The 23,382-nt window shown below is 71.7% G+C and carries 17 protein-coding genes; 10 read left to right on the top strand and 7 right to left on the bottom strand.

All coding sequences use genetic code 11. The annotated features are described in order from the left end of the window. Positions 1 to 6: 6 nt before the first annotated feature. The 8 genes from NR798_RS36275 (at position 7) to NR798_RS36240 (ending at position 10,134) form a co-directional block, all read left to right on the top strand. Positions 7 to 972 (top strand): VWA domain-containing protein, encoded by a 966-nt coding sequence (locus NR798_RS36275; RefSeq protein ID WP_375767125.1) that lies wholly within the window; start codon positions 7 to 9, stop codon positions 970 to 972. Further along, a complete protein-coding gene (locus NR798_RS36270) occupies positions 972 to 2,057 on the top strand; it encodes a VWA domain-containing protein (protein ID WP_375773878.1) in 1,086 nt (361 codons plus the stop codon). The genes NR798_RS36275 and NR798_RS36270 overlap by 1 nt, the downstream gene beginning before the upstream one ends. Positions 2,058 to 2,068: 11 nt before the next feature. Further along, the gene (locus NR798_RS36265; RefSeq protein WP_375773877.1) at positions 2,069 to 3,055 is read left to right on the top strand and encodes a tetratricopeptide repeat protein; all 987 of its coding nucleotides are present in this window, start codon (positions 2,069 to 2,071) and stop codon (positions 3,053 to 3,055) included. Further along, positions 3,039 to 4,928: a BatD family protein gene (locus NR798_RS36260; RefSeq protein ID WP_375767124.1), complete on the top strand. Its 1,890-nt coding sequence runs from the start codon at positions 3,039 to 3,041 to the stop codon at positions 4,926 to 4,928. The genes NR798_RS36265 and NR798_RS36260 overlap by 17 nt, the downstream gene beginning before the upstream one ends. After that, positions 4,925 to 5,674 carry an SH3 domain-containing protein gene (locus tag NR798_RS36255; protein ID WP_375767123.1) on the top strand — a complete coding sequence of 250 codons (750 nt, stop codon included), beginning with the start codon at positions 4,925 to 4,927 and terminating at the stop codon, positions 5,672 to 5,674. Before NR798_RS36260 ends, NR798_RS36255 begins: the two co-directional genes overlap by 4 nt. Beyond that, the gene (locus NR798_RS36250) at positions 5,671 to 6,366 is read left to right on the top strand and encodes an ABC transporter ATP-binding protein (RefSeq protein ID WP_375767122.1); all 696 of its coding nucleotides are present in this window, start codon (positions 5,671 to 5,673) and stop codon (positions 6,364 to 6,366) included. The genes NR798_RS36255 and NR798_RS36250 overlap by 4 nt, the downstream gene beginning before the upstream one ends. Before the next feature lie 48 nt (positions 6,367 to 6,414). Continuing rightward, entirely contained in the window at positions 6,415 to 6,891 is a 477-nt protein-coding gene (locus tag NR798_RS36245; RefSeq protein WP_375767121.1) for a hypothetical protein, read from the top strand. Positions 6,892 to 6,984: 93 nt separating this feature from the next. Continuing rightward, on the top strand, positions 6,985 to 10,134 hold the full coding sequence (locus NR798_RS36240) for a poly(A) polymerase (protein ID WP_375767120.1): 3,150 nt from the start codon (positions 6,985 to 6,987) through the stop codon (positions 10,132 to 10,134). A gap of 5 nt (positions 10,135 to 10,139) precedes the next feature. Here NR798_RS36240 and fliB read toward each other — a convergent pair whose 3' ends face one another. After that, entirely contained in the window at positions 10,140 to 11,441 is a 1,302-nt protein-coding gene (gene fliB, locus NR798_RS36235) for a flagellin lysine-N-methylase (protein ID WP_375767119.1), read from the bottom strand. Positions 11,442 to 11,518: 77 nt separating this feature from the next. Beyond that, on the bottom strand, positions 11,519 to 13,204 hold the full coding sequence (locus NR798_RS36230) for a S8 family serine peptidase (RefSeq protein WP_375767118.1): 1,686 nt from the start codon (positions 13,202 to 13,204) through the stop codon (positions 11,519 to 11,521). 209 nt (positions 13,205 to 13,413) lie between these two features. Between NR798_RS36230 and NR798_RS36225 the strand changes: the two genes are divergently transcribed. Further along, positions 13,414 to 13,818 carry an inorganic diphosphatase gene (locus NR798_RS36225; RefSeq protein ID WP_375767117.1) on the top strand — a complete coding sequence of 135 codons (405 nt, stop codon included), beginning with the start codon at positions 13,414 to 13,416 and terminating at the stop codon, positions 13,816 to 13,818. Here NR798_RS36225 and NR798_RS36220 read toward each other — a convergent pair. After that, positions 13,799 to 15,514 (bottom strand): DUF885 domain-containing protein, encoded by a 1,716-nt coding sequence (locus NR798_RS36220; RefSeq protein ID WP_375767116.1) that lies wholly within the window; start codon positions 15,512 to 15,514, stop codon positions 13,799 to 13,801. The two genes, NR798_RS36225 and NR798_RS36220, sit on opposite strands and share 20 nt — an antisense overlap. A gap of 216 nt (positions 15,515 to 15,730) precedes the next feature. Between NR798_RS36220 and NR798_RS36215 the strand changes: the two genes are divergently transcribed. Next, a complete protein-coding gene (locus NR798_RS36215; protein WP_375767115.1) occupies positions 15,731 to 16,186 on the top strand; it encodes an SRPBCC family protein in 456 nt (151 codons plus the stop codon). 73 nt (positions 16,187 to 16,259) lie between these two features. Here the strand turns inward: NR798_RS36215 and NR798_RS36210 are convergent, their stop codons facing one another. The 4 genes from NR798_RS36210 to NR798_RS36195 are packed head-to-tail and all read right to left on the bottom strand — an operon-like array spanning position 16,260 to position 23,258. Continuing rightward, the gene (locus NR798_RS36210; RefSeq protein ID WP_375767114.1) at positions 16,260 to 17,297 is read right to left on the bottom strand and encodes a hypothetical protein; all 1,038 of its coding nucleotides are present in this window, start codon (positions 17,295 to 17,297) and stop codon (positions 16,260 to 16,262) included. A 23-nt stretch (positions 17,298 to 17,320) separates the two neighbouring features. Then, positions 17,321 to 17,926 carry an IPT/TIG domain-containing protein gene (locus NR798_RS36205; protein ID WP_375767113.1) on the bottom strand — a complete coding sequence of 202 codons (606 nt, stop codon included), beginning with the start codon at positions 17,924 to 17,926 and terminating at the stop codon, positions 17,321 to 17,323. Between the two features lie 5 nt (positions 17,927 to 17,931). Further along, on the bottom strand, positions 17,932 to 19,416 hold the full coding sequence (locus tag NR798_RS36200) for an FG-GAP repeat domain-containing protein (RefSeq protein ID WP_375767112.1): 1,485 nt from the start codon (positions 19,414 to 19,416) through the stop codon (positions 17,932 to 17,934). Then, positions 19,413 to 23,258, bottom strand: a complete 3,846-nt coding sequence (locus NR798_RS36195; protein WP_375767111.1) for a serine/threonine-protein kinase PknK — start codon at positions 23,256 to 23,258, stop codon at positions 19,413 to 19,415. The genes NR798_RS36200 and NR798_RS36195 overlap by 4 nt, the downstream gene beginning before the upstream one ends. Positions 23,259 to 23,382: the final 124 nt, after the last annotated feature.

Below are 23,382 nucleotides of genomic sequence, written 5' to 3'. Positions count from 1 at the left end.
TGGGGCTTGTTGCTCGTCCCGTTCCTGCTCGGGTGGGCCTGGCGGGAGCGGCGCTCCCGTGCCGTGCTGCGCTTCTCCGCGGCGCACGTGCTCGCCCGCCAGGGCCGCGGCCTGCGCACGTACATGCTGCCCATGTTGCCCTTCCTGCGCGTCTTCGCCGTGACCGCCGCCGTCGTGGCGCTCGCCCGGCCCCAGTCCCGCGACGCGCGCGTGAGGGACTCGAGCGTGGAGGGCATCGACATCGTCGTCGCGCTCGACCTGTCCACCTCCATGGAGGCCGGTGACTTCCGCCCGCAGAACCGGCTCCACGTCGCCAAGGAGGTGCTCGCCGAGTTCATCACCAGCCGCGTCAACGACCGCATCGGCCTGGTGGTGTTCGCCGGCGCGGCCTACACGCAGGCCCCGCTGACGCTCGACTACGGCGTGCTCAAGGAGGTGCTGCGGCAGCTGCGCACCCGCGTGCTCGAGGATGGCACCGCCATCGGCGACTCGCTGGCCACCTCCCTCAACCGCCTGCGCGACTCGGAGGCCAAGAGCCGCGTGGTGGTGCTCATCACCGATGGCGACAACAACGCCGGCAAGATCGCCCCCATGGACGCGGCCGGCATGGCGAAGTCGCTCAACATCCCCATCTACACCATCCTCGTGGGCAAGGGCGGCAAGGTGCCCTTCCCCCAGGGGACGGATCTGTTCGGCAACACCGTCTGGCGGGAGACGGAGATTCCCACCAACCCCGAGCTGCTCCAGGACATCGCCGAACAGACGGGCGGCGAGTACTACCGCGCCACCGACCCCGAGAGCCTCAAGCAGGGCCTCCAGAAGGTGCTGGACTCGCTGGAGCGCTCCAAGCTGATGGAGGGTGGGGCCACGGCCAACTACCGCGAGGACTACCACCCGTACCTGTTGCTGGCCTTCGGGCTCGCCGCGCTGGAGCTGCTGCTGCGCTCCACCTTCCTGAGGGTGTTCCCGTGATGCCGGCGTTCCTGACGGACCTCTTCGGGAAGGCGATGGAGCCCCTGCGCTTCATCTTCCTCGGGTACCAGATGGGCCTGGCCAAGCCCGCCTACCTCGCGCTGTGCGTGGTGGGCGGGCTGGTGGGGACGCTGGCCCTGCTGGCGGCGCTGCGCCGGCGCTCGCGCGTGAGCGCGCTGCTCAACGAGCGGCTCGTGGACAAGCTGGCCCCGGGGACGTCGCGCTGGCGCCCGGCGGTGCAGGGCGGCTTCTACGGGCTGGGGCTGCTGCTCTTCGGGATGGCGCTGGCCCAGCCCCAGTGCGGCACCAAGAGCGAGCTGACGAAGCGCCGCGGCATCGACGTGGTGGTGGTGCTGGATGCCTCCAAGTCCATGCTCGCCCGCGACGTGCAGCCCAGCCGCCTGGAGCGTGCCCGGCTGGAGCTCACCACGCTCCTGGACGAGCTGAAGGGGGACCGGGTGGGCCTGGTCGCCTTCGCCGGAGATGCCTTCGTCCAGTCGCCCCTCACCTCGGACTACTCGGCGGTGAAGCTCTTCCTGCGCGCGGTGGACCCCGAGCAGATGCCCCAGGGCGGCAGCAACATCGGCGATGCGCTGGTGCTGGCCAAGCAGGTGCTGGAGAACGCGGACCGCGGCGCCAAGGAGCGCGTGGTGGTGCTGCTGTCCGACGGCGAGGACCTGGTGGGCCAGGTGGACGAGGCCGTGGCCGCGCTCAAGGAGGCCAACGTCCAGGTGCTCACCGTGGGCGTGGGCTCCGAGCAGGGCGAGCCCATCCCCGTCTACAACCGCCGCGGCGAGTTCGTGGACTACAAGAAGGACAGCAGCGGCGAGACGGTCATCACCCGCCTGGACCGCGGGGGCCTCACCGCCATCGCCGAGGCCACCGGCGGCGCCTTCTATTACCAGCCGCGTGGCGTGGCCATGGCCCAGGTGCTGGAGCGCATCGAGCAGATGCAGAAGAGCGAGCTGGAGAGCCGCGTCACCGTCCGCTACGACGAGCGCTTCCAGGTGTTCGCCGTGCCGGGCCTGGTGCTGCTGGTGATGGGGATGTTGCTGCTGCCGTCCGCGCGCCGGAGGCCGTCGTGAGCAGGGGAGTCATGGGCATGCGCGTGGGGCTGGGGCTATTGCTCGCGCTGGGGCTGGCGCTGCCGTCCGGGGCGTGGGCCGCGGGGCTGCTGGAGAAGGAGCACCCGCTCATCCAGAAGGGGCGCCAGGCGTATACCGCCGAGCGCTACGAGGAGGCGCTCTCGGCCTTCGAGGAGGCGAAGAAGGAGCGTCCGAACGACCCCGCGGTGGAGTTCAACCGCGGCGACGCGCTGATGAAGCTGGGGCGCTACGAGGAGGCACAGCGGGCCTTCCAGAGCGTGGCGGAGACGCAGAACCAGCCGGAGCTGCGCCAGAAGGCCACCTACAACCTGGGCAACGCCTACGCGAAGACGGGCGACACGCGCGAGGCGCTGAAGGCCTACCGCCGCGCGCTCACGATGGACCCCTCGGATGCGCAGGCCCGGCACAACTACGAGGTGCTGCTGCGCAACCTGCCTCCGCCCCAGAAGAGCAGCCCGGACGGGGGCACGGATGGTGGCCAGGACGGCGGGCAGGATGGCGGCCGCCCGGACGCGGGCCCCGATGCGGGTCAGCAGGATGGTGGTACGCCAGACGCGGGCCCGGATGCGGGCACCGACGGTGGCATGGACGGTGGCACCGACGGCGGGATGGATGGAGGCCAGCAGGACGGGGGCGAGGCGGACGCGGGCCAGCCGGATGGCGGCCAGGGCGATGGCGGTCAGGGCGACGGCGGCCAGCAGGATGGGGGCCAGGGTGATGGCGGTCAGGCCGACGGCGGCGAGGGCGATGGTGGCCAGGGGGACGGTGGCGAGAGCGAGGAGGAGGAGGGCACCGAGTCGGACGGGGGCACCGTGGGCGAGGCTGAGTCGCTGGATGCCGGCATCAGCCAGGAAGAGATCGATCGTCAGGAGGCGGAGCGCCTGCTGGATGCGATGAAGCAGAACGAGAAGAATCTCCAGCTGTGGCGTTTCCAGCAGAAGAAGAGGCAGAGGAATCCCAATGAGAAGGACTGGTAGCGGCCACGCGGTGCTGGCCGCGCTCGCCCTGTTGCTGGTGGCGATGCCCGCGTGGGCATCCATCGAGTTCTACCAGACGGCGGATCGCACCGAGGTGGGCACGGAGGACCTCTTCCAGCTCACCGTGGTGGTGGTGGATCCCCCTGAGAACGCGCAGGTGCAGTTCCCGGCGCCCGAGGATTTCGAGGTGCTGTCGTCCTCGCAGAGCACGCAGCGCTCCATCGAGATGAGCGGAGGCGGTCCGCCCGTCATCCAGACGGTGCGCAAGCACGTGCTGATGATGCGGGCCAACCGTCCGGGCACCCTCACCATCCCGCCCGCCGTGCTCACCGCGGGCGGCCGCACCTGGCGCACCGAGCCCATCAAGATCACGGCACGCAGGGGACACGTCGAGTCACCTCGCGCCCAGGCGGGACGCCAGCCGCCGGACCCGTTCCGCAACTTCCCCGCTCCCCTGGGCGGCATGCCGGACCCGTTCGCCGACGAGGAGGACGAGGACCCCGAGGACCGGCGGCAGGACGATGTGCGCATTCCCCGCGGGGACTCGGACCTGTTCCTGCGCGCCACCATCGACAAGAAGCAGGTGTACGTGGGCGAGCAGGTGACGCTCTCGCTCTACATCTACTCGCGGGTGGACCTCTCCAGCGTGGACGCGGTGACCATGCCCAAGCTGGAGGGCTTCTGGAGCGAGGACGTGGAGAGCCCCACGCAGCTGTCCGGCGAGCAGCGCGTCGTCAACGGCATTCCCTACCGCACCTACCTGCTGCGGCGGCGCGCGCTCTTCCCCGTGAAGAGCGGCACCCTGTCCGTCACCGCCGCCGAGGCGGACATCACCACCGGCTTCCTCTTCGCCGGGCACCGGGTGCACCGCGTCTCCAATGCGCTGGACATCGAGGTGAAGCCGCTGCCGCCGGGCGGGCCCAAGGGCATGCCGAGCGCCCACGTGGGCGAGTGGGCCCTGTCCATGGAGGTGTCCCAGACGCAAGTGGAGCTGGGCCAGCCGGTGACGGTGAAGGTCATCCTCGAGGGCGCGGGCAACGTGAAGAACGTCACCCCGCCCAAGCTGGAGGCGCCCGCCGCGCTCAAGGTGTACGACCCGACCACCACCGACAAGGTGGTGCCCAACAAGTGGCGCATCCAGGGCCGCCGGGTACAGGAGTACCTGGTGATGCCGCAGCGCACGGGCTCCTTCACGCTGCCGCCGCTGGAGTTCCCCTACTTCGACCCGAAGACGGGCCGTTATGAAGTGGCCCGCACGGAGCCGGTGGAGCTGACGGTGGAGCCCGGGGCGGGTGGGGTGACGTCCGCGCCGGTGACGGCCTCGCCCTCGCATGTGACGGACGCGGCGGCCGAGCAGAAGAACGTCCTCACCGCGAACGGCCTGCGCCCGCTGCGCTACCAGGCCCGCTTCGAGGCGCCCGCCGCCGCCGTGTGGCAGCGCTCCTTCTTCGTGCCCGTGCTGCTGTCGCCCCTGGGGCTGATGCTGGCGCTGGGCCTGGTGGGGCTGGTGCGCGGGCGGCTCTCCAACCCCGACGAGGGCAGCCGCAACCGGGCGCGGGCCAAGGCGGCGCGCAAGCGGCTCGCCGAGGCGGAGAAGCTGCGCGAGGGCAGCTCCAGCGCCTTCTACGGCGAGGTGGAGAAGGCCGTGCTCCACTTCCTGGAGGCCCGGCTGCACGCGCCGGTGGGTGGACTCACGCACGCCGCGCTGGACGCCAAGCTGGCCGAGGCCGGCGTGGACGCGAATCGCCGCATGCGGGTGCGCTTCGTGCTGGAGTCCTGTGACGCCGGACGTTTCGCCCCCGGCGCCGAGGACGCTGCCCGCGAGCGCATCCTGGATGACGCCGCGGCCGTCATGGAGGGTTGGGACAAGTGAGCGCCATCACCGCCATCCTCGTGGCCACGCTGCTGGGGCAGGCCTACTACTCGCCCGAGGAGGCCCAGCTCCTCTTCCAGCAGGCCAACGAGTCCTTCCTCAAGCAGGACTACGCCACCGCGCGCGAGGGCTACGAGAAGCTGCTCTCGCGCGGCTTCGGAGGTCCGGACATCCACTACAACCTGGGCACCACGTACTTGTCGCAAGGGGACCTGGGGCGCGCGGTGCTGGCCTTCGAGCGCTCGCGCAGGGCCGGAGGCGAGGGCCCCGACCTGGAGGCCAACCTCGCCACGGCTCGCGCGCGGCAGCTCGACAAGGTGGTGGGCACCGCGCCCGAGGAGCCCTTCCTGCAGCGCGTGGTGGCCGCCACGAGCGGCAATCTGGTGGCGTGGCTCTTCCTCGGGACGTGGCTGGCGGCCTTCGCCTTCCTGCTCCTCTTCTTCGTGCTGCGTCCGGGCCGGCGGGCCTGGGCCGCCGTGGTGGGAGGCCTGCTGCTGACGGCGTCGCTCCCGTCCGGCGCCCTGCTGGCCGCGCACGTCTGGGTGCACGAGACGCTGCACGAGGCCGTGGTCATCGCTCCCACGCTGCGTGCCCGTGAGTTCCCCAAGGAAGAGGCGAAGGTGGCCTTCGAGGTGCACCCCGGCTTGAAGGTGCGCGTCATGGAGGAGACGGGGCGCTACGTGCGCATCCGCCTGCCCAATGGCCTCGAGGGCTGGGCCGAGCGCGAGGGTGTGGCGGAGATATGATCGAAGCGGTCGACGTGGCGAAGGTGTACCGGCGCGGGCGCACGGAGGTGCGTGCGCTGGCGGGCGTGTCGCTGACGGTGCCCAAGGGGGAGTTCCTCTCGGTGATGGGGCCGTCGGGCTCGGGGAAGAGCACGCTGCTGAACCTGCTGGGCGCGCTGGACGTGGCGGGCTCGGGGTCGCTGCGCATCGACGGGCGCGAGCTGTCGCGGATGAAGGATGATGAGCTGTCCGCCTTCCGCCGCGAGCGGCTGGGCTTCGTGTTCCAGTTCTTCAACCTGATGCCGACGATGACGGCGCTGGAGAACGTGATGCTGCCGGGCCTGCTGTCGGGCCGGGGGCGGGCGGAGCTGCAGCGGCGGGCCGAGGTGTTGCTGGAGACGGTGGGGCTGGGAGGCCGCACGCACCACCGGCCGGACGAGCTGAGCGGTGGAGAGATGCAGCGCGTGGCGGTGGCGAGGGCGCTGCTGATGGAGCCGGCGGTGCTGCTGGCGGACGAGCCCACGGGGAACCTGGACTCGCGCACGGGCGCCGAGGTGCTGCGGATGCTGCGCGACGCCACGCGGGAGCGCGGGCTGACGGTGGTGATGGTGACGCACGACCAGAAGGCCGCCGAGGTGGGAGACCGCATCGTGCGCCTGGCGGACGGGCGCATCGTCGGCGACGAGCGGGTGGTCCACGCGCAGGCCGCCTGAGCCTGTGCGGATTCCCTCTCCCTTTGGGAGAGGGCCAGGGTGAGGGTCATGTCAGAGCCGACTCAGAAGTACGGTTTCTCCTTCTCCTCCGAGCTCCGTGCGCCACCCGAAGAGGTCTGGTCCCACGCGACGCACATGCGGGGCGTCAACCGGGAGTTCTTTCCGTTGGCGCGGATGACGTGGCCTGGGACGGAAGGCGGAATGCCTGCCCAGCCCGCTCTCGGTCAGCGACTGTTCCGGAGCTGGATTCTCCTCTTCGGGCTGCTGCCCATCGACTACGACGACCTCACCTTCGCCGAGTTCGAGCCCGGCCGCCGCTTCCTCGAGCACTCGGTGATGTTTTCGCAGAAGGAGTGGGTGCACGAGCGCATCGTCACCCCGACCGCGACGGGGTGCCGGCTCACGGACTCGGTCCGGTTCACCCCGAGGCTGCGCCCGGTGGGGGCGTTGCAACTCGTTCTCTTCCGGCTGGCCTTCCGCTGGAGGCATCGCAACCTGCGGCGGCTGTTCTCTCGCGGCGGGTAGCAGGCGGCCAGGCGGGTTGTCAGGACCGGCGCGGGCAGGGCGTCGGGTGGGGCGCGTGGGAGCCAGTTCCCCGCTGACGCGAGGGCCACTCCCATGTCTCAGGACAGATTCCAGACCAGCCGCGAGGTGTACCACCGCATCCGGTGGGATCCCCGGCTCGACGCGCGCGAGTTCGTCATCGGTTACGACGCGCATGGCGACTCCATGGAGGAGATGCCCTTCGGGGCATTCGACCCCGATGGGGAGATTCCCTGGCACCGCGTCTGGTACTTCAAGCGGGGCCATGAGCTGGTGTGGGACCGCCGCGAACGCATCGACCGGCTGTCCTCCCTCTCCTTCAAGACGGTGGAGGCGCCTGCTCCGGTGCCTCCACCGCCTGCTGTGCCCAGCACCGAGACGGCTCCCCGCTTCACACCCCTACCGGTCCATCGCTACGACACTCAAACCCATACCTGGGTCGCGGTGGAACGGTCCGCCAGTACCAAGGCCCTGCCTTCTCCCGCGGAACTCACGGTCGCCACGTTCAACGTCCTGTTCGACCTGTACGACCCGGAGTTGCTCGCCACGCACCGGCGGACCGCCGCGACGATCTCCCTGCTGCGCTCGGTCGATGCCGACCTCATCGCCCTGCAGGAGGTCACCGCGCCCTTCCTCCGCGCGTTGCTCGAGAAGCAGTGGGTGCGTGAGCACTACTTCGTCTCGGAGGGACCGGACGCCTCCACCGTCGAGCCCTACGGACAGGTGCTCCTCTCCCGGTTCCCGTTCGCCTCGCTGAGCCAGTGCGTCTTCTCCCGTGACAAGCGCATCATCGCGGGCGAACTCGCGCTCGCCGGTGGCTCACTATGGGTGGCCACGCCGCACCTGACGAGCAACCGGGACCCCTCGGGAGGCAAGGCCCGGGCCGTCCAGGTCCAGGCGCTCCTCGACTGGGCCCGCGCTCTCGGGGACGAGGGCCGCGAGGCACCCGATGTCGCGCTGGTGGGCGATTTCAACTTCGGCGACGACGCACCCGAGGTCCAGGAGTTCGCGAAGGCTGGCTTCGTCGATGTCTGGACGGCGCTGAAGCCCGGTGACGCGGGGTACACGTTCGACCCTTCACGCAACACGCTCGCCGCGCTCACGACCACCACCGGCCGGCGCCAACGCCTCGATCGCGTGCTCGTGCGCTCGGCCTCTGGACGGCTCGCTCCGCACGAGGTGGGGCTCTTCGCCGAGGCGCCGCTCTCGGGTCCTCCGGGCCCTGGCGGGGATGCGCTCTTCGCGTCGGACCACTTCGGAGTGCGCTGCCTGCTGAAACGTGACGCCGCCTCCGTCCAGGCTCCGTCGCCCGCGTTCCCCAGAGCCACGCCCCGGCCGCTCACGGTGCCGCTCGTCCGCCAGTCGTGTCTGGTGCTCGTGCCTCCCGAGGAGGTGTGGGCTCCCATCCAGGCCCTGCGCGCGGTGCACGATTCGAAGTTCGAGCGCTGGATGCCGCACGTGACGCTGCTCTTCCCCTTCGTGCCCGAGGACTCCTTCGGTGAGGCGGAGGCGCTCATCCGGGAAGCGCTCCGGGACATCGAGCCCTTCGAGGTGATGCTCTCGGGCTTCGGGTATTTCGAGCACAGCAGCGACGTGACGGCGTGGCTCCGCCCGGATGACCGTCCGCACGGTGCACTCAAGGCGCTGCGCGTCGCACTCGAGACAGTATTCCCCCGGGGCGAGGCGCGGGGCCGCGAGCCCGAGTTCGACTTCACCCCGCACCTGACCGTCGGGCAGCTCCCGCGTGCACCCGCCGCCACCATCCGGCGCACGTTGGCCACCTGGGAGCGGGATTGGCGCCCGCTCCGCTTCGAAGTGAGTGACGTGTGCCTCACGAGCAAGCGCGGCGAGGGTCCCTTCGAGGTTCGCCAGCGCGTGCCGCTCGGCGGAAGGACTCGCCCGGGGGCTGCCCGCTCCACTCCGCCGGGCACCGTCCGGAAGGCTCCTTCCTCCACGGAGGGAGATGTGCTCCGGACCGTGCTGTCGGCACGCGGCGAGTGGTCCTCTCCCGAGACGCGGCAAGCCCGCCAGACGGTGGTGGCCAGGCTCGAGGCCCTGTGCGCCCGGCTCGGGGCGGAGCTCCTCCCGTATGGCTCGTACCTGCTCGGGACGGACAACGCCGGGAGTGACGTGGACGCGGTGGCGGTCGGGCCCGCGAGCCTCTCGCGCGAGGACTTCGGGCAGGCGCTCACCCGGCTCGTGAACGAGCTGGAGGGACCCGCTGCCGCGCGCTTCGTGGCCGATGCCGCGCTCCCCCTGGTGAAGCTGTCGCTCGGCGGCGTGCACTTCGACGTCTCGTATGCGAGCAGGCCCGAGGGCGTGGAACCCTGCCCGCCGGCGGAGTTGCTGGCGCGGTACGGAGAACGGCTGGACACCCCTGGCTTCCGCTCGCTCAACGGGTGGAGCGATACGCGGGCGCTGCTCGACTCCGTGGGGCACGACGGGAGGGAAGCCGAGCGTTTCCGTACCGTGCTTCGCGCCGTGCGCTCCTGGGCGAAGGCGCGAGGGGTGTACTCGCACGCGCTGGGGTACCTGGGCGGGTTGTCGTGGTCGGTGCTGGTGGCCTGGGCGTGTGCGCACGCGCCCCGCGAGGCCACGGGCTCGGACGTTGCGTTGCTCGCGTACTTCTTCGAGACGTTCTCCGCCTGGCAGTGGCCCCGGCCCGTGACGCTGACCTCCGAGACGGCTGGCTACCGCACCAGCGACCGGAGGGACCTCATGCCGGTGGTGGCGCCCGCGCTGCCGCCGCGCAATACGGCGCGCAACGTGTCGCGCTCGACGCTCCAGGTGCTGCGAGACGAGCTTTCCCGGGCGTGCGAGGTGGTGCGGCGGGCGCGGGCCGAGGGAACGGAGGCGGCCTGGGCCGCGCTGTTCGCGCCGGTGGACCTCGAGCGGGAGCTGCCCGTGCGGCTGCGGGTCTCCGTCGAGGCCCCTTCACCCGAGGCGCGCGAGATGGCCGCGGGCTGGGTGCTCGGGCATCTCACGGCGCTGGTGTACCGGATGGAGGCGGATCGCAGGCTCTTCGCGCGGCCCTTCCCCAGTGCGGCGCCCGAGGGCCCCTTCCTCATCGGACTCTCCACGCGTGACCCGGGTGGCAACGAGGCCCTGTCGGTACGCCCCGGAAGTGCGCTCGCACGCACGGTGGACGAGTTCCGTGCCTCCTTCCAGGAGTGGAGCCACCGTCCGTCCGGGGCGGCGCTCTCCATCGAGCTCGCCCCGCGCTGATCCGCTCAGAACGTCGCGAAGACGAGCACCTTGCCCAGGGCCTCCGCGCCGCGCCCCGGGCCCACGAGGCCCTCGGCGAGCGCGAGGAAGTCCGGCGCCTGCTCCACGTGCTTCGCCACGAGCTGGAAGGTCTCCACCGCCGCACGGTCCAGTTGCTCCCGGGACTCGGCGGTGGGGGAGGGCGCCTGGCACAGCTCCGCCACCCGGGGATGGCCCACGAGCGCCAGGCGGAGCAGTCCCACTCGCAGGGCCAGGCCGAACACGTACGCGAGCAGGCTCGGCGCGTCGATGAACGGGTTTCGCCAGAGAGAGTGGGCGGCGTGGTTGTCGAAGTACTGGTGCACCCGCGCGTCGTGCAGGGCTTCCAATTGACGCCACCGCTCCGCATAGGTGCGCCAGGCCGCGTCCAGGTCTCCCGGTGTGCCTTCCTGGAACCCGAGCGATTCCAGGACGCCACGGGCCAGGGTGGAGAAGCGCTCGCCCCGGCCCGCCGCCATCCGCGCCCTCAGCACCGAGCTGAACAGGCCCACGCACGGGCCCCCCGGGAGCGCCAGCCCCGTGAAGTCCCGGTGCACCGCCTCCAGAACGTCCGGTGACTCGAAGCGCTGGAGCACTTCACTCAGCTGGGCCTCGGCCGCGGCACGAGCCTCGCCCCGGAAGGCCTCCGTCCCCCGGAAGTAGAATCCGTCCAGCCCGTGCGCCAGGTGCCCGAGCATCGCGAGCCGCGAGGCGAGCGGATACTCGCGCCGGTGCAGCAGCCGCAGCAGGGCCTCGCGCACCGTCTCCGCGTGGAAGGCGTAGGCGTCCTCCACGTCCACGGGGATGTGCCTCGCCGTCTCCGGCCGGGGAACGTTGGAGGACTCGACGGGCGTGAACACCGGCTCCAGCGCGTCCTCCTCCAGCAGGCACAGGCGCGCCACCTCCGGGCAGGCCAGTGTCCCCGAGACCTCCAGGCGCTCACCCCACCGGGTGACGACGCGCGGGAAGGTGGCGCAGATGTCCGGCAGCACCGCGTCCCCGTGGCGTCGCTGGAGCGAGCAGAGCCGCTCCGTGTCCAGCAAGGGGCAGTGCCCGTCCGGCCGCATCTGGAGGAAGGCATGCTCCGCGGAGGCTCCGCCGGGATTCGGGGTGATGCACTGGTGCAGGCGCTCCGACTCCTCCGGGCTGCCCGCCACCGCCGCCCGCATCCGGGCCCACTGCGGCTCGCTCACCGGCACCTTCAGGCCCGAGCAGCAGGTGTCCTCGCAGCGCTCCGCGATGCAGCGGAAGCGCGTCATGTAGCGCAGCAGGGTGGGCTCGGTGGGCATGGACAGCCCGGGAGCATACCCTCACCCCAGCCCTCTCCCAGAGGGAGAGGGGGCAGGCACGGGCTCACCCCCGGCTCTCACGGCATCTGCTTGAGCGCGTCGAGCGCCGCCTTGGCCTGCACCAGCCCGTGGCCGTAGCGCGGGTCATGGCCCGAGTCGCCCAGGTCCTTCGCGGTGCGCTCCAGCAGCGTGCGCACCTGCGAGGCATTCAGGCCCGGGCGCGCGCTCCACACGAGCGCCGCCACGCCGGACACATGGGGCGCCGCCATCGAGGTGCCCGGGAACTCGGCGTAGTCCACGCCCTTCAGGTTCACGTGCACCTGCTTGCCCAGCTGCTTCAGCACGGACGCCCGCGACTCCCGGCCCACCGCCAGCGAGGGCACCCACTCGAGCCCCGGTCCATCCAGGTACTCCTGCCACGCCTCGCTGTCGGACGCGTCGGTGCCGAAGATGATGGCCCGCGCCCCCTGCTTCATCACGCTCTTCGCGGCGGTGGCGGCCCGCGCGTTGCCGGCCAGCCGCACGTAGGCCACGAAGCCATCACACGTGGCGCCCTTGCAGCCATTGGCTTCGCCCTGGCCGCAGTCCACGAGCTGTCCCGTGTACTCGCCCGCCGGCGAGAAGAAGAGCGAACGGGAGTCGAACCGTGCCCCGTCCGCATCCAGCTCCGCCACGGTGGCGCTCTGCAGGGTGACGGAGGAGAGCACCTTCACGCCGGGCGCCACCAGGCTCAGCCCCTGGCCCCGGTTGGAGAAGGGGGCCACCTCCTCGTCCAGGTCCACCGCGCCCACCGCCAGCACGGTCGGGTAGGCCGCCGGGTAGCTCAGGGGCGCCTCGTAGCCCTCAGCGCTGTCGTTCCCCGAGGCCGCGACGATGAGCATCCCCTTGTCGTGCGCGGCCTGGAAGGCCTCGCGCGCCGTGTTTCCCAGGTCCATGCTCGCACCGAGCGACATCGAGGCGATGTGGGCATCGTTCTGCGCGCACCACTCGAGCGCCGAGATGACCGCGCTGATGCTGGCCGTCTCGTGCACGTTGAGCACCCGGGCGATCAGCAGCTCCACGCCAGGGGCCACGCCCACCATGCCGCCCCGGCTCATGCTCGCCAGCGTTGTACCGCCCGAGGACAACTGCGCCGCGATGATGCCCGCCACGTGCGTGCCATGGCCGATGCCCCGCACGCCGTCCGTCTCGTCGCTCGGGTCCTCGTCCTTGTCCACGAAGTCATGGCCGCCCGCGTAGGGCAGCGTCAGCTCGGGGTGCCTCCGGTCGAGGCCGCTGTCGATGACGCACACCCGGATGCCCTCGCCCACGGGCGCTCCCGTGTCGAGCACGCCGTCCTCGTTGGCGTCCCACACCCGCGGGGCCTGCACGAGCCTCACCGCGCCGGTGTACTCCCCCACGGAGCCCACCGCGGTGGGCACGCGGAGCGCGCGCAACTGCACGTCCGGCTCGATGCGCTCCACGTCCGGATCCGCGGCGAGCCGCGCATGCTCCTCGGGCGTCAGGCGCGCGGCCACCGCCGGGACGAAGTGGTACTGGGCCGTCACCTGGCCGCCCAGCCGCTGCACCGCGGCCGCGCTCACCCGCGAGCCGGAGCGGTAGCGCACCAGGAAGGATGCTCGGCCATCCACCGCCTCGGGCTGGACGGGCAGGGCGCCCGCCTTCACGTCCCCGCACGTGTTCTGATCGAACCCCGAGACGTCCTCCACGCCCGAACACGCCGCCAGGGCCAGAAGCCCGAGAAGTGCCCACCGCCGCCTCATCGACGCCCTCCTTTGCCGCTTCAGGGGGAGGTGGGCAGGGGCCGGGCCCGAGGCCAGGGGAGCGCGGATTTTCCGGAGGCACGGACGTGCCCGGGTATACAGAGGCCGGGGGGTTCCGTTGGTTGCAGGACGGGCCTGCCGCCCCCTCGTGCTACACAGCGCGGGTGTCCGAGTTCTCCCTACCCGCGGAGCTCCCGCGCGAGCCCGAAGTGCTGATCGAATCCCCTCGCTTCTCGGTGGTGAAGCGGCGCGCGGACGGGGGCGTGGACTTCATCTCCCCGCTGCCGTGCCCCTACAACTACGGCTGCATTCCGGGGCTGGACTCGGGGGATGGGGATCCGCTGGACGTGGTGGTGCTCGGCCCCCGCCTGCGCCGGGGCGAGCGCCGGCGCGTGCCGGTGGTGGGCGTGATTGGTTTCCTCGACGCGGGCTGTGCCGACCCCAAGGTCATCTGCAGCGCGCGGCCCCTGACTGCGGCGGACCGTGCGGGCCTGGAGGCTTTCTTCCGCGTCTACGCCCTCTTCAAGCGGGTGCTGCACCTCGTGCGGGGCAAGCGGGGAGGGGACACCCGCTTCGTGGGCTGGCTCCCGGACGTCACGCACCCGCCAGCATGAAGCGCCGCAGGAGCGCGGGGGGCACCGGGCCGAAGGAGAAGAGCTCGTCGTGGAAGCGGGCCTCGTCGAAGCGGCTCCCGCGCTCGCGTCGGCAGTCCTCCTCCAACTGCTCGAGCTCGAGCGCGCCCAGCAGGTAGGTGATGGCCTGCATGGGGATGCGCTTGTAGCGGAGCACCTCGTGCCGCGCGTTGGGCTCCGGCATGCAGGCGTGGTGCACGAGGTAGCGCACCGCGGCCTCGTCATCCATGCGCCGGGTGTGCAGGCCGATGTCCACCACCACGCGCACGGCGCGCAGGGCCCGGGCCACGAGCGCGGTGAGGGCCTCGGGGGCGCTGTAGAAGCCCGCGCGCCGCATGCGCTCCTCGGCGTAGGTGGCGTAGCCCTCGATGTTGAGCATGGGGCCGAAGTGGCCTCGCGCCATGGCCACGTGGTCCGTCACCAGGAGGAAGCGGACGGGGGCGGGGTGCTCGGAGAAGGCGCGCTGCCAGGCGACGCTCTGGAGGAAGTGGCCGGGGATGCCCTCGTGCACGGCCAGCAGCGCGGCCCAGACGGTGGGGTGCGCGGCCGCCATGGGGGCCAGCACGAACCAGCCCACCTTGCGAGGGTCCAACAGCGGCGCCGGCCAGTTGGTGCCCCGCACGTCCACCATGCCCGGAGGCAGCGGCTTGAGGCCCAGCCGGAGGCCCTCGGGCACGTTGAACAGCTCGCGCTCGTGGATGAAGTGCTCGGCGCGCGCGATGAGCTCCCGGTAGAGGGGGATGACGTCCTCGTCCCGGTCGGGGTGCTCCGTCTCGAGTCCGGCGAGCAGGGCCCGCGCTTCCCCCAGGGTGGCGAGGGTGGACGGCGCTCCGGGCACCTCCCGGGCGAGCTGGCCGGAGAGCCGGACGATGGCCTCCTGGGCCCGGGCGAGGACGTCCTCGGCCTGGCGCACCAGCTCCTCGGGCGAGGCGGTGAGGCCGAACATGTGCCGCAGCCGCCACCGGTACTCGTCGTCGCCGAGCACGACGTTCGAGTGCGTATGCGGCAGGACGTGCTCGAGGAGGAACTGGCGGTGGGCGGCGAAGGCCCGCTGCGCCTCGTGGGACGCCTGCTGGAGCTCCCGGGCTCCGGCGGCGGAGAGCTCCACCTGGTGCGCGCCGGGCAGGGCCGGCAGGTGCTCGAAGTAGCGCACGATGACGGGGAGCTGCAGCTCGGCGAAGTCGTGGACGATGTGCGGGTCCGGCACCTCTTGCGTGGCGACGCCTTCGGCGAGCAGCTGCTCCTGCTGCTGGAGGAAGGTGGGGATGCGCGCGGCCCGGCTGGCGATGGCCGCCCAGTCCTCGGCCGTCTCGGCCTGGCCGATCTGGTACTGCAGCATGGTGTGCGGATAGGTCGACAGCTCGATGTTGCGCCGGTGGCTGCGCAGCCCCTCGTAGGTGTGGACGTGGAAGCGGGTGACGTCGAGCATCGCCAGCCGGTCGAGCTGTGCCTCGGGGGGGAACTCCTCGGAGGGGAGGTGCTCGAGCCGCGCGAGGACGTCGCGGTGGAAGGCGTACTCGTCACCCAGCGCGGAAGGGGAGAGGTCCTTGAGCCGGTCGTCCAGGTGGTGGAGCCCGAGGGTGGTGGCCTCCTCGGGCTGGGTCTCGAGGTAGCGCTCGAAGAACGAGGCACGGAGCCGCAAGAAGTTCTCGAGGGCGGGCGAGCGAGCCTTGTTCATGGCTCCTGAAGCTAGTCACTGCGCCGGGGACGGGTGGATTGTCGGTTCATGGACACGTGGACCCGAGGCACTCCATGCGAGCGGGCCTCCCCCTTGTTGCTCGCCGGACAGAACACCGCGGACAGCCCATCTTCCGGGGGTGCGAGGTGCCCGGTGCGTGGCCATGGATGGCCCTGCGCGGGGCTCGGATCCCCGGAGGGGAGGCAGGCAGGCGAGATGGTCGAACTGGAGCAGAGCGTGCTCATCCGGCGTCCTCTGGACGAGGTCTTCGCGCTGGCGAGTGACCCGAAGAACGACCCGGACTGGAGCGCGGTGGTCGAGCAGGTGGAGGCGACGGGGCCCCTGGGCGTCGGGGTCCACCTCATCCAGCGGGTGCACCTGCTCGGGCGGCGCGCGCACGTGCCCGTCGAGGTGCTCGAGTACGTGCCTCCGAAGCGCGTGGTGCTCCGGGCGAGCATCCCGCACATCCAGGTGATGGGCTGGCGCCTGTTCGAGCCCACCCGGGACGGGACGCGGGTGATCTTCCGCACGCAGGCCCGGCTCAGTGGCCTGGTCTCCCTCACCACGCCGCTCTTCGTCCGCACCGCCCGGAAGCACCTGGAGGAGGACCTCGGGCAGTTGCGGCGTCTCCTGGAGTCCGCCGCCTTGCCGCAGCCGCTCCAGGCAACGTGAGGGAGTTGGCCTCGGTGGCGCGGGAGAGCGCATGGGAGCCTCCGGGTGGGGAGCCTCCCATCTTGCCCGTGATTCAGTCGAACCAGGTGGGGCGGACGTGGAACTCCGGGTAGGCCTTCGCCTCGAGCGGCTTCCCGGGACGGTGGACGAGCTTCAGCGTCGCCCAGCGCAGCAGCTGGCTCGGGGTGCGCAGCCCCGGCAGGAGCACCCGCGGGTCCTCACCGAGCCACGCCACGACCCCGTCGCGCTTCTCCGGCGTGCAGATGCCCCACGCGATGAGGAGATCGAAGAGGGGAGGAATCCTCGGCTCGTCCGGCTCCAGCAGCCCGATGCCGATGCCCACCGAGGGCAGGAGGCCGTCCGCCACGTCGAGGTACAGCTCCACCTCGCTCGTGCTCTGGAAGGGCTCGCGCATGCGCTCCACGTCGGCGCGCCGGCCCGGCCAGCCCAGGCGCGAGAGGTACGCCCAGACCTTCCGGGAGGGCATCGTCAGCACCAGCCGGATGGAGCGCGTGCCCCGGGCGTAGGTGGGGGCGATGTGCAGCAGCGCGCCTCCGGTGGGAATCGCCTCGAAGCAGCGCGCGAGGGCTCGGCGGACTTCCGGCTCCAGCGGGCCCTGCCCGAGCAGCTCCAGCGAGCGCCACACGGTGCGGCGGATGGGATGGCCCTCGGGCAGCGCGCCCCTCGCCATGCGGCGGTGGACGTAGTCCGGCTGCACGCACACCGTGGTGAAGGGCTGCGGCTCATGCGGCGCGGGCCGGTCGTGGTCGAACTCCAGCCAGATGCAGGGCACCTCCGCGTGAAGCGGGCTGCCCTCGGGCGCCCACTCCGCGCAGAACGCGCGCACGCCATCCCAGAGGGGGCCGGAGCGCTCGGGCGGGGCCGCACCCACCTCGCGTGCCAGCTCCTCTCCGCCCCAGGCCGGCGTGACAGTCCCGAGGAAGTCCACCCGGGTCGCCTCCGCGTCCAGCCGGCACTCGAAGGAGAAGTTCCGCAGTGACGGGAGCCGGCGCGTGAGGGGCTTGAAGCGGGCCATCGTCCCCCGGGGCACGAGCACCTCCGGGACGCGCGGTGCCAGCCAGGCGAACGTCTTCGGGACGGAGGGAATCACGGCGCGTCTCCAGGCGGCCAGGCCTACTTCTTCGGCGTCTTCGCCCGGGTCTTCCGGGCCGGGGCCGTCTTCGCGCCGGAGGTCTTCCGGGCCGTGCTCGTCTTCGCCGGGGTGGCGGCGAGCGTGTTGCCGCTGCTCGCATTCACCGTGAAGCCCATGCTGAGCGTGGAGGTCGTCTTCGCGTTGGAGGTGACGCGGACGGTGTACGGGCCCGCGGGCAGGTTCGCGGCGAGCGTCAGCGTGCCCGTGGCCTGGCTCTTCTCCTGGCTGGCCCCGGTCACTTTCTGGATGGTGATGGGCACCTTCTGGGTGTTGTTCTCGAGGTTGGCCGTCATCGGGTCCGTGAAGTACTGCCCGGTGAGCGTGACCTTGAGCGTCTGTCCCTGGCGGCCCGACGTCGGGCTGATGCTCATGAGATTGATGGACGGCAGGAACCAGAAGCCGATGAAGGGGCTCGTTTGCAGCTCGTGCATCACCGCCTGGGAGACCCCCTGGAGGTTCCTGTTCTTGAACAGGGCCTGCTGCTTCGCCGAGAGGCCCGCCTGCTGCATCGCCTTCTTCGGGTTCTCCGCGAACGCGCGCTGCAGCTTCTCGTTGTTCGTGAGGTCGTGGATGAACTTCACCAGCATGGGCATCAGTCCTTGGAAGGGGTCCCGCAACCCGGGACGGTGGCGTAGGAAGAGTAGATGGAATCGCCCAGCTGGCAGTCCTGGTTCGCCATGACCACGTCCACCGAGAGGGGATGGGTATAGGTCACCTGGAGCCGGTCCCCGGGCGCGAGCCGCCGGGCGAAGGAGATCCACGGCGCACCCGGGACGGTGGTGTAGTCGCGCGGGCGCAGCTCCTTGCCGTTGAGCGCCACCCGCGAGATGGCGGCGACGAGGGGCAGCGGGAGCGTCACCACCGCCTGGGCGCGTGTGAGGGTGGTGCTCCAGGAGCCGGGGCAGGTGAAGCGCTGCCGCAGGTCCGCCGCGTCGAGTGACTGGATGATGCCGCGGGTGCTGGGCGCGGAGGTGAGCGCGGGCCGGCTCGCGAAGGCGCCGCCCTGGCCCAGGTAGAGCTGGAAGAAGCCGCTCTCGGGTGTCAGCCCGCCCCAGGAACCTCCGAGCAGATCCGTCAGGCCATCGCCGTTGACGTCCGCCAGCTTCACGCCCGAGCCGAGGTTGATGGGCGTGGAGGTCCACACGGGCTGGCCGGCATCGGGCGCGGGGACATAGGCCTCGTAGCGGGGCGGGGTGCCCGCATCGCCGCTCATGAAGCCCTGCACGTTGTTGCGTGAGACGACGAGGGTCCACGTTCCCTGCGTGCCCACGGGCCCCGCGGAGACATAGGGCACCAGGTCTCCCTCCTGGGAGCTCCAGCCGGGCATGGTGGGCAGGGAGATGCCGCCGTCCGCGCCCGCGCTTCCCGGGAACACCATCACCTGGGGCGTGCCGACCACCAGGTCCAGGAACCCATCCTGCTGCACGTCGGTGAAGAGAATGCCGCCACCGAAGCCTCCGGGCTTCGAGCGCCAGCCGGGCCTGGAGGAGAGGGTCCCGCCCTGGTTGAAGTAGATGCGCGCCGAGCCACCGGCCAGGGGCGACATGTCCGACGTGGCCAGGTCCAGGCGGCCATCCCCGTTGGCGTCCCCCAGCGCGCAGGCGAACGAGTTGTAGAGATCCTTCGAGCGGAAGGAGGGACTCTTCTCCAGGGTGCCGCGCCGGTTGAAGTAGACCTTGACGCCGCCGCTGCCCAGGGGCGGTGCGAGGGTGGACACCGCGACATCCAGCCAGCCATCGCCGTTGATGTCCCCCACGGCGAGGTTCATGTGGGCGTCCGAATCCGCGGAGGTCCAGTCTGGCCGTTGCGTCGCGTTGAAGAAGTTGTCCTTCTGGGTGTTCAGGTAGACGGCGAGCGGCTGGAGTCCCTGATCGTTCCCGCTCGCGGTGATGAGATCCGGGTAGCCGTCGCGGTTGATGTCGGCCAGGGCGAGCCCGGTCTCGTAGAAGCCCATGGGCGAGCTCTGGAGATCAGGCTGGGTGGCGTAGGGGACGGGCGTGCCACCGTCCACGGACTCCGGCGTCGAGGCGGTGGCCAGGGCGAGTGGCGCCAGCGGCAGCAGGAAGAGCCAGCTCATCGAGCGCCTTGGGACGAGAAGCCAGGAGCGAAGGTGGAGGCCCAGCGCGCGGGCTCGGCGATGCCGTGGGCCGTCATCACCGCATGGGCGGCCTCCACCAGGGCACGGCCCTCGTCTCCGCCGATGAGGCCTCCCTGGTGGTGGCGGGCGATGGCCGCGTGGACCGCCATGCCCGCGGCGTCGAAGCCCTCGAGGGCCGAGGACAGGTGCGAGCGCGCTCCCGCCGTGTCCCCGCGGAGCCGGGCGATGCTGGCCCGGAGCAGGTGGGCCACCGGGACGGAGTCACTGCGCCCCTGGCGCGAGAGGAGCTCCACGTCCTTCTCGGCGCTCGCGAGCAGCTTCTGCCGGAGGCCCGCGTCGTGCTCGGCGTGCGCGAGCGCGCCGCATGCGCGCAGGGTGTACATCTTCATGCGGCCCACCAGGGCGCGCAGGAGCTGCGCGGACTTCACCTTGGGCCACGTCTGGGTGATGCGCTGCCAGGCCCGTGCGTGCTGTCCCTGGTAGAGGTCCGCCCAGGCCTCCACGAGGAAGACGGAGAGGTGCTGGATGGTGCCCGTGCGGGGCCAGGCGGCGGCGATCTCCCGCATGCGCTGGCAGGCCCCTTCCGCGTCTCCGGTGGCGAGCAGTCCCATGCCGGTGCCCAGCAGCGCCGTCATCTGCGAGTACGCGTCCCCCTGCTCCACGGCCACGCGGTACCAGTCTCCGCCGCGCTCGCGCAGCTCGGTCATCCGGTGCGTGGTGTCCAGGGTGAGCATGGCCATGGTGCGCGCCATGCCGCCTTCCCACAGGGTGTCCCGGCGGCTCTTGCGCATCCGCTCCAGGCCGGCATCCGCGTGGGCGAGCGCGTCGGCCCACTGCCCCACGGTGAACGAGCGGACGCCGCGGAAGATGTCCGTCAGGCCGAGCAGCTCCGGCGACTCCAGCCGCTGCGCCAGCTCCGCGCCGCGCTCGAGGTCCCGGGTGCCCGACTCCAGCGCGCCCGGGGAGCCCTGGAACAGCCAGTTGCCGCCGAAGGCGATCAGCGGCCGGGCCACGCGCTGGGGCTCTCCCGCCTCGAGCGCCAGCAGCAAGCCCCGGAGCAGGAAGAGCATGCCGCGCGTGGGCTCCACGTTGAGCAGCGCCCGTCCCAGCGCCCAGAGCAGATCGATGCGCTGGAGCTGGAGGGGGGGCACCTCGGACTCGGGGCGCTCGGTGAATTCGATGCCACGCAGCTTGAGCCGTGCCAGCAGCCAGACGACCTCCAGCAGCGTCCGGGCCGTGGAGCGCGGGTAGCTCAGGCCGAGCCGCTCGAGCACGGGTCCGAGCAGCGCGGTGCCATCGTCGATGCGCCCGCCCACCATGTAGTGCTCGATGGCGCGGCACTGGAGCTCCAGCCACTCGTGGGCAGGGGCATCCTCGGCGAGGCGGAGGAAGAGGGGCGCGGCCTCGGTGCCACGGCCGGCGAGCGCGAGGGCCTCGGCGCGGGCGCGCTCCAGCTCACGGCGCGGGGGCAGGCCGGAGACCTGGGTGCCCTGGCTCCACTCGAGGGCGAGGCCATACAGCTCCGCGGCCCGGGCGAAGGCCAGTGCCTCGCGGGCGCGCTCGGCGGCGCTGAGGGCGTAGAGGGAGGCCCGGACGGGTTCGCCCGCTCCATGGAGGTGCAGCGCGAGCCGCTCGGGATCCGGCTGGGGCTGGGCTTCCAGCACATCGGCGAGCCGGCGGTGGTGGCCCTGGATGGCGGGGGCCTGGAGCGTCTCCACGAGCCGCTCGCGGATGCGGTCATGGCTCACCTCCAGGTCCACGCCGCCGGGAGTCGCGCGGGTGCGGAGCAGGTGGGCGGAGCGCAGCACGGCGAGCGACGACAGCGTGGCCTTCGAGGGCCGGGCCGCGTCCAGCGCGAGCGTCTGTTCCAGGGGATGACCGGCCACGGCGAGGAGCTCGAGGAGCTGACGCGCACCATCGGGCAACTGGTGGACGCGGGCATCGACGACCCGGCCGAGCGACAGCTCTCCCGAGGTGGCGCGCTCCCCGTCCGAGGTGACGTAGCGGACGAACTCCTCGGCGAGCAGCGGGCTGCCTCCGGCCTCCCGGGCGATGCGCTCGGCCTGGGCGCGCGCCGTGGCGTCCTCCACGCCCAGCCGCTCCAGGGCGAGACGCGCGGAGTCCTCGGGTGACAGGGGCGGCAGGGCCACCTCCACGGGCGCGACGGTCCACGACAGGGGCTCCAACAGTTGGCGCAGTGCCTCCAGGCATGGACTGTTGGCGGCCTCGTCGCTCCGGTAGCTGAGCACCAGCAGCAGGGGCGGCGCGAAGGGCGGCGAGAGCAGCTCCGCGAGGAAGCGGGCGCTGTCGAGGTCGCCCCACTGGAGGTCGTCCAGCAGCAGCACCAGGGGCTTGTGCGAGGCGAGCCGCCGCAGCAACTCCTTCAGCACGCGCACGGCGAGGGCACGGGCCTGGAGGGGATCCTCCGGAAGGGACTCGTGCTCGTGCGCGAGGGCGTTCTCGTTGAGCCGGAGGACGGGGAAGAGGCGGGTGAGGGCCTGGAAGTGCTCGGGGAGGACCTCGTGCATCAGCTCGCGGGGGAGCTGGGAGATGGCGCGGCTGAGCGAGTCCATCAGGCTGTCGAGGGCCTTGTACGGAACGGACTCGCGCTCGTAGCAGCGGCCGGAGACGACGAGGGCGCGTTCCTCGCGGCGCAGCTCCTGGGCGAAGGCCTCGAGCAGGGCGCTCTTGCCCAGTCCGGCCAGGCCGTGGACGCGGGCCAGCACCGTCTCGCCCGCGGCGCTGCGCGAGGCGGCGGCGCGCAGCGTGGCCAGCTCCTTCTCGCGGCCCACCAGGTGGAACTCGCGAGGGGTGGGGGCGGGAGCCTCGGGGGTGCCACTCCCGCCGAGCCGGCGCATGACCTCGGCACCGGAGGGGCGGGAGGCGGGGTCCTCGCGGAGCAGGTCCTCGCAGAGGGAGACGAGGTCGGCGGGCGGGTCCGCCACGAAGCGCGAGATGGGGGGCAAGCCCCGCCGCTGGGCCTGCCGCATCTCCTGCATGTTCCCGGAGAAGGGCCGCTGCCCGGTGAGGCACTCGTAGAGCATCACGCCCACCGAGTACCAGTCGGTGGCCTCGGTGGAGGGCTGGAGGTCCCACTGCTCGGGGGCCATGTACGGGGGGGAGCCGGCGAGGGGCTCGGGGGAGCCCATCGTGGCGGAGGGGAACATCAGCGGCTTGGCGAGCCCGAAGTCGAGGATGACGACGCGGCCCTGGGGCGTGACGCGGACGTTGGAGGGCTTGAGGTCGCGGTGGACGAGCCCGGAGGAGTGGAGGGCGCGCAGGCCCTGGACGAGCTCGCGGAACACCCCGCGCAGGCGCTCGGCGTCGACGGTGCGGGTGGGGGCGGCGGGGAGGACGGGGGCCTGGGAGCCGGTGGTGGCGTCGAAGCTGGTGGCGGTGTCCTCGTCGGGGGACGAGTGGCTCGCGCCGGTGTTCCGCGCCGGGTGGCGCAGGGGGCTGGTGGCGGTGTCCTCGTCGGGAGTGGAGAGCGCCGAGCTCCCCTCCGAGGGCCGCAGGTGCAGGTAGTCGAGGAAGGCGTGGCCCTCGATGAGCTCCATGGTGAAGAACCAGGTGGAGCCCTCGGAGAACAGCTCGTAGAGGGTGACGAGGTTGGGGTGGACGATCTCCGTGAGGAGGCGGAACTCCTGCTTGAAGCGGTAGAGCGCCCCGGGGGCGGCATGGTGCAGCGTCTTGAGGGCCACCACGGAGCCCGTGCGCCGATCCAACGCCTCGCACACGATGCCGAAACCGCCGGCGCCCAAGGTGCGCCTGACCTCGAAACGCTCATTGCCCGCGAAGCCCTGCAGTGCGGCGACTCTCACTGGCCCCTCCCCTGTGATGTGCGCGCCGACGCTACCTCACGCCTCCAGGGGCAGGAAGCAAAGCGCCGGGGAGGAGGTGCCTGCCTGCCCTTCATCCGAGCACCCCAGGCCAGGGCGGAGGGGA

The sequence above is a fragment of the Archangium gephyra genome, assembly GCF_042230915.1.
Lineage (GTDB): Bacteria > Myxococcota > Myxococcia > Myxococcales > Myxococcaceae > Archangium > Archangium gephyra_B.
This window is presented reverse-complemented; position numbering and strand designations above follow the sequence as displayed.

Bases quoted from the DNA above. Each gene is read 5' to 3' on its own strand.
- NR798_RS36270 (WP_375773878.1), top strand. From the start codon at position 972: ATGCCGGCGTTCCTGACGGACCTCTTCGGGAAGGCGATGGAGCCCCTG.
- NR798_RS36265 (WP_375773877.1), top strand. From the start codon at position 2,069: ATGGGCATGCGCGTGGGGCTGGGGCTATTGCTCGCGCTGGGGCTGGCG.
- NR798_RS36260 (WP_375767124.1), top strand. From the start codon at position 3,039: ATGAGAAGGACTGGTAGCGGCCACGCGGTGCTGGCCGCGCTCGCCCTG.
- NR798_RS36250 (WP_375767122.1), top strand. From the start codon at position 5,671: ATGATCGAAGCGGTCGACGTGGCGAAGGTGTACCGGCGCGGGCGCACG.
- NR798_RS36245 (WP_375767121.1), top strand. From the start codon at position 6,415: ATGTCAGAGCCGACTCAGAAGTACGGTTTCTCCTTCTCCTCCGAGCTC.
- NR798_RS36240 (WP_375767120.1), top strand. From the start codon at position 6,985: ATGTCTCAGGACAGATTCCAGACCAGCCGCGAGGTGTACCACCGCATC.
- fliB (WP_375767119.1), bottom strand. From the start codon at position 11,441: ATGCCCACCGAGCCCACCCTGCTGCGCTACATGACGCGCTTCCGCTGC.
- NR798_RS36230 (WP_375767118.1), bottom strand. From the start codon at position 13,204: ATGAGGCGGCGGTGGGCACTTCTCGGGCTTCTGGCCCTGGCGGCGTGT.
- NR798_RS36220 (WP_375767116.1), bottom strand. From the start codon at position 15,514: ATGAACAAGGCTCGCTCGCCCGCCCTCGAGAACTTCTTGCGGCTCCGT.
- NR798_RS36215 (WP_375767115.1), top strand. From the start codon at position 15,731: ATGGTCGAACTGGAGCAGAGCGTGCTCATCCGGCGTCCTCTGGACGAG.
- NR798_RS36205 (WP_375767113.1), bottom strand. From the start codon at position 17,926: ATGCTGGTGAAGTTCATCCACGACCTCACGAACAACGAGAAGCTGCAG.
- NR798_RS36200 (WP_375767112.1), bottom strand. From the start codon at position 19,416: ATGAGCTGGCTCTTCCTGCTGCCGCTGGCGCCACTCGCCCTGGCCACC.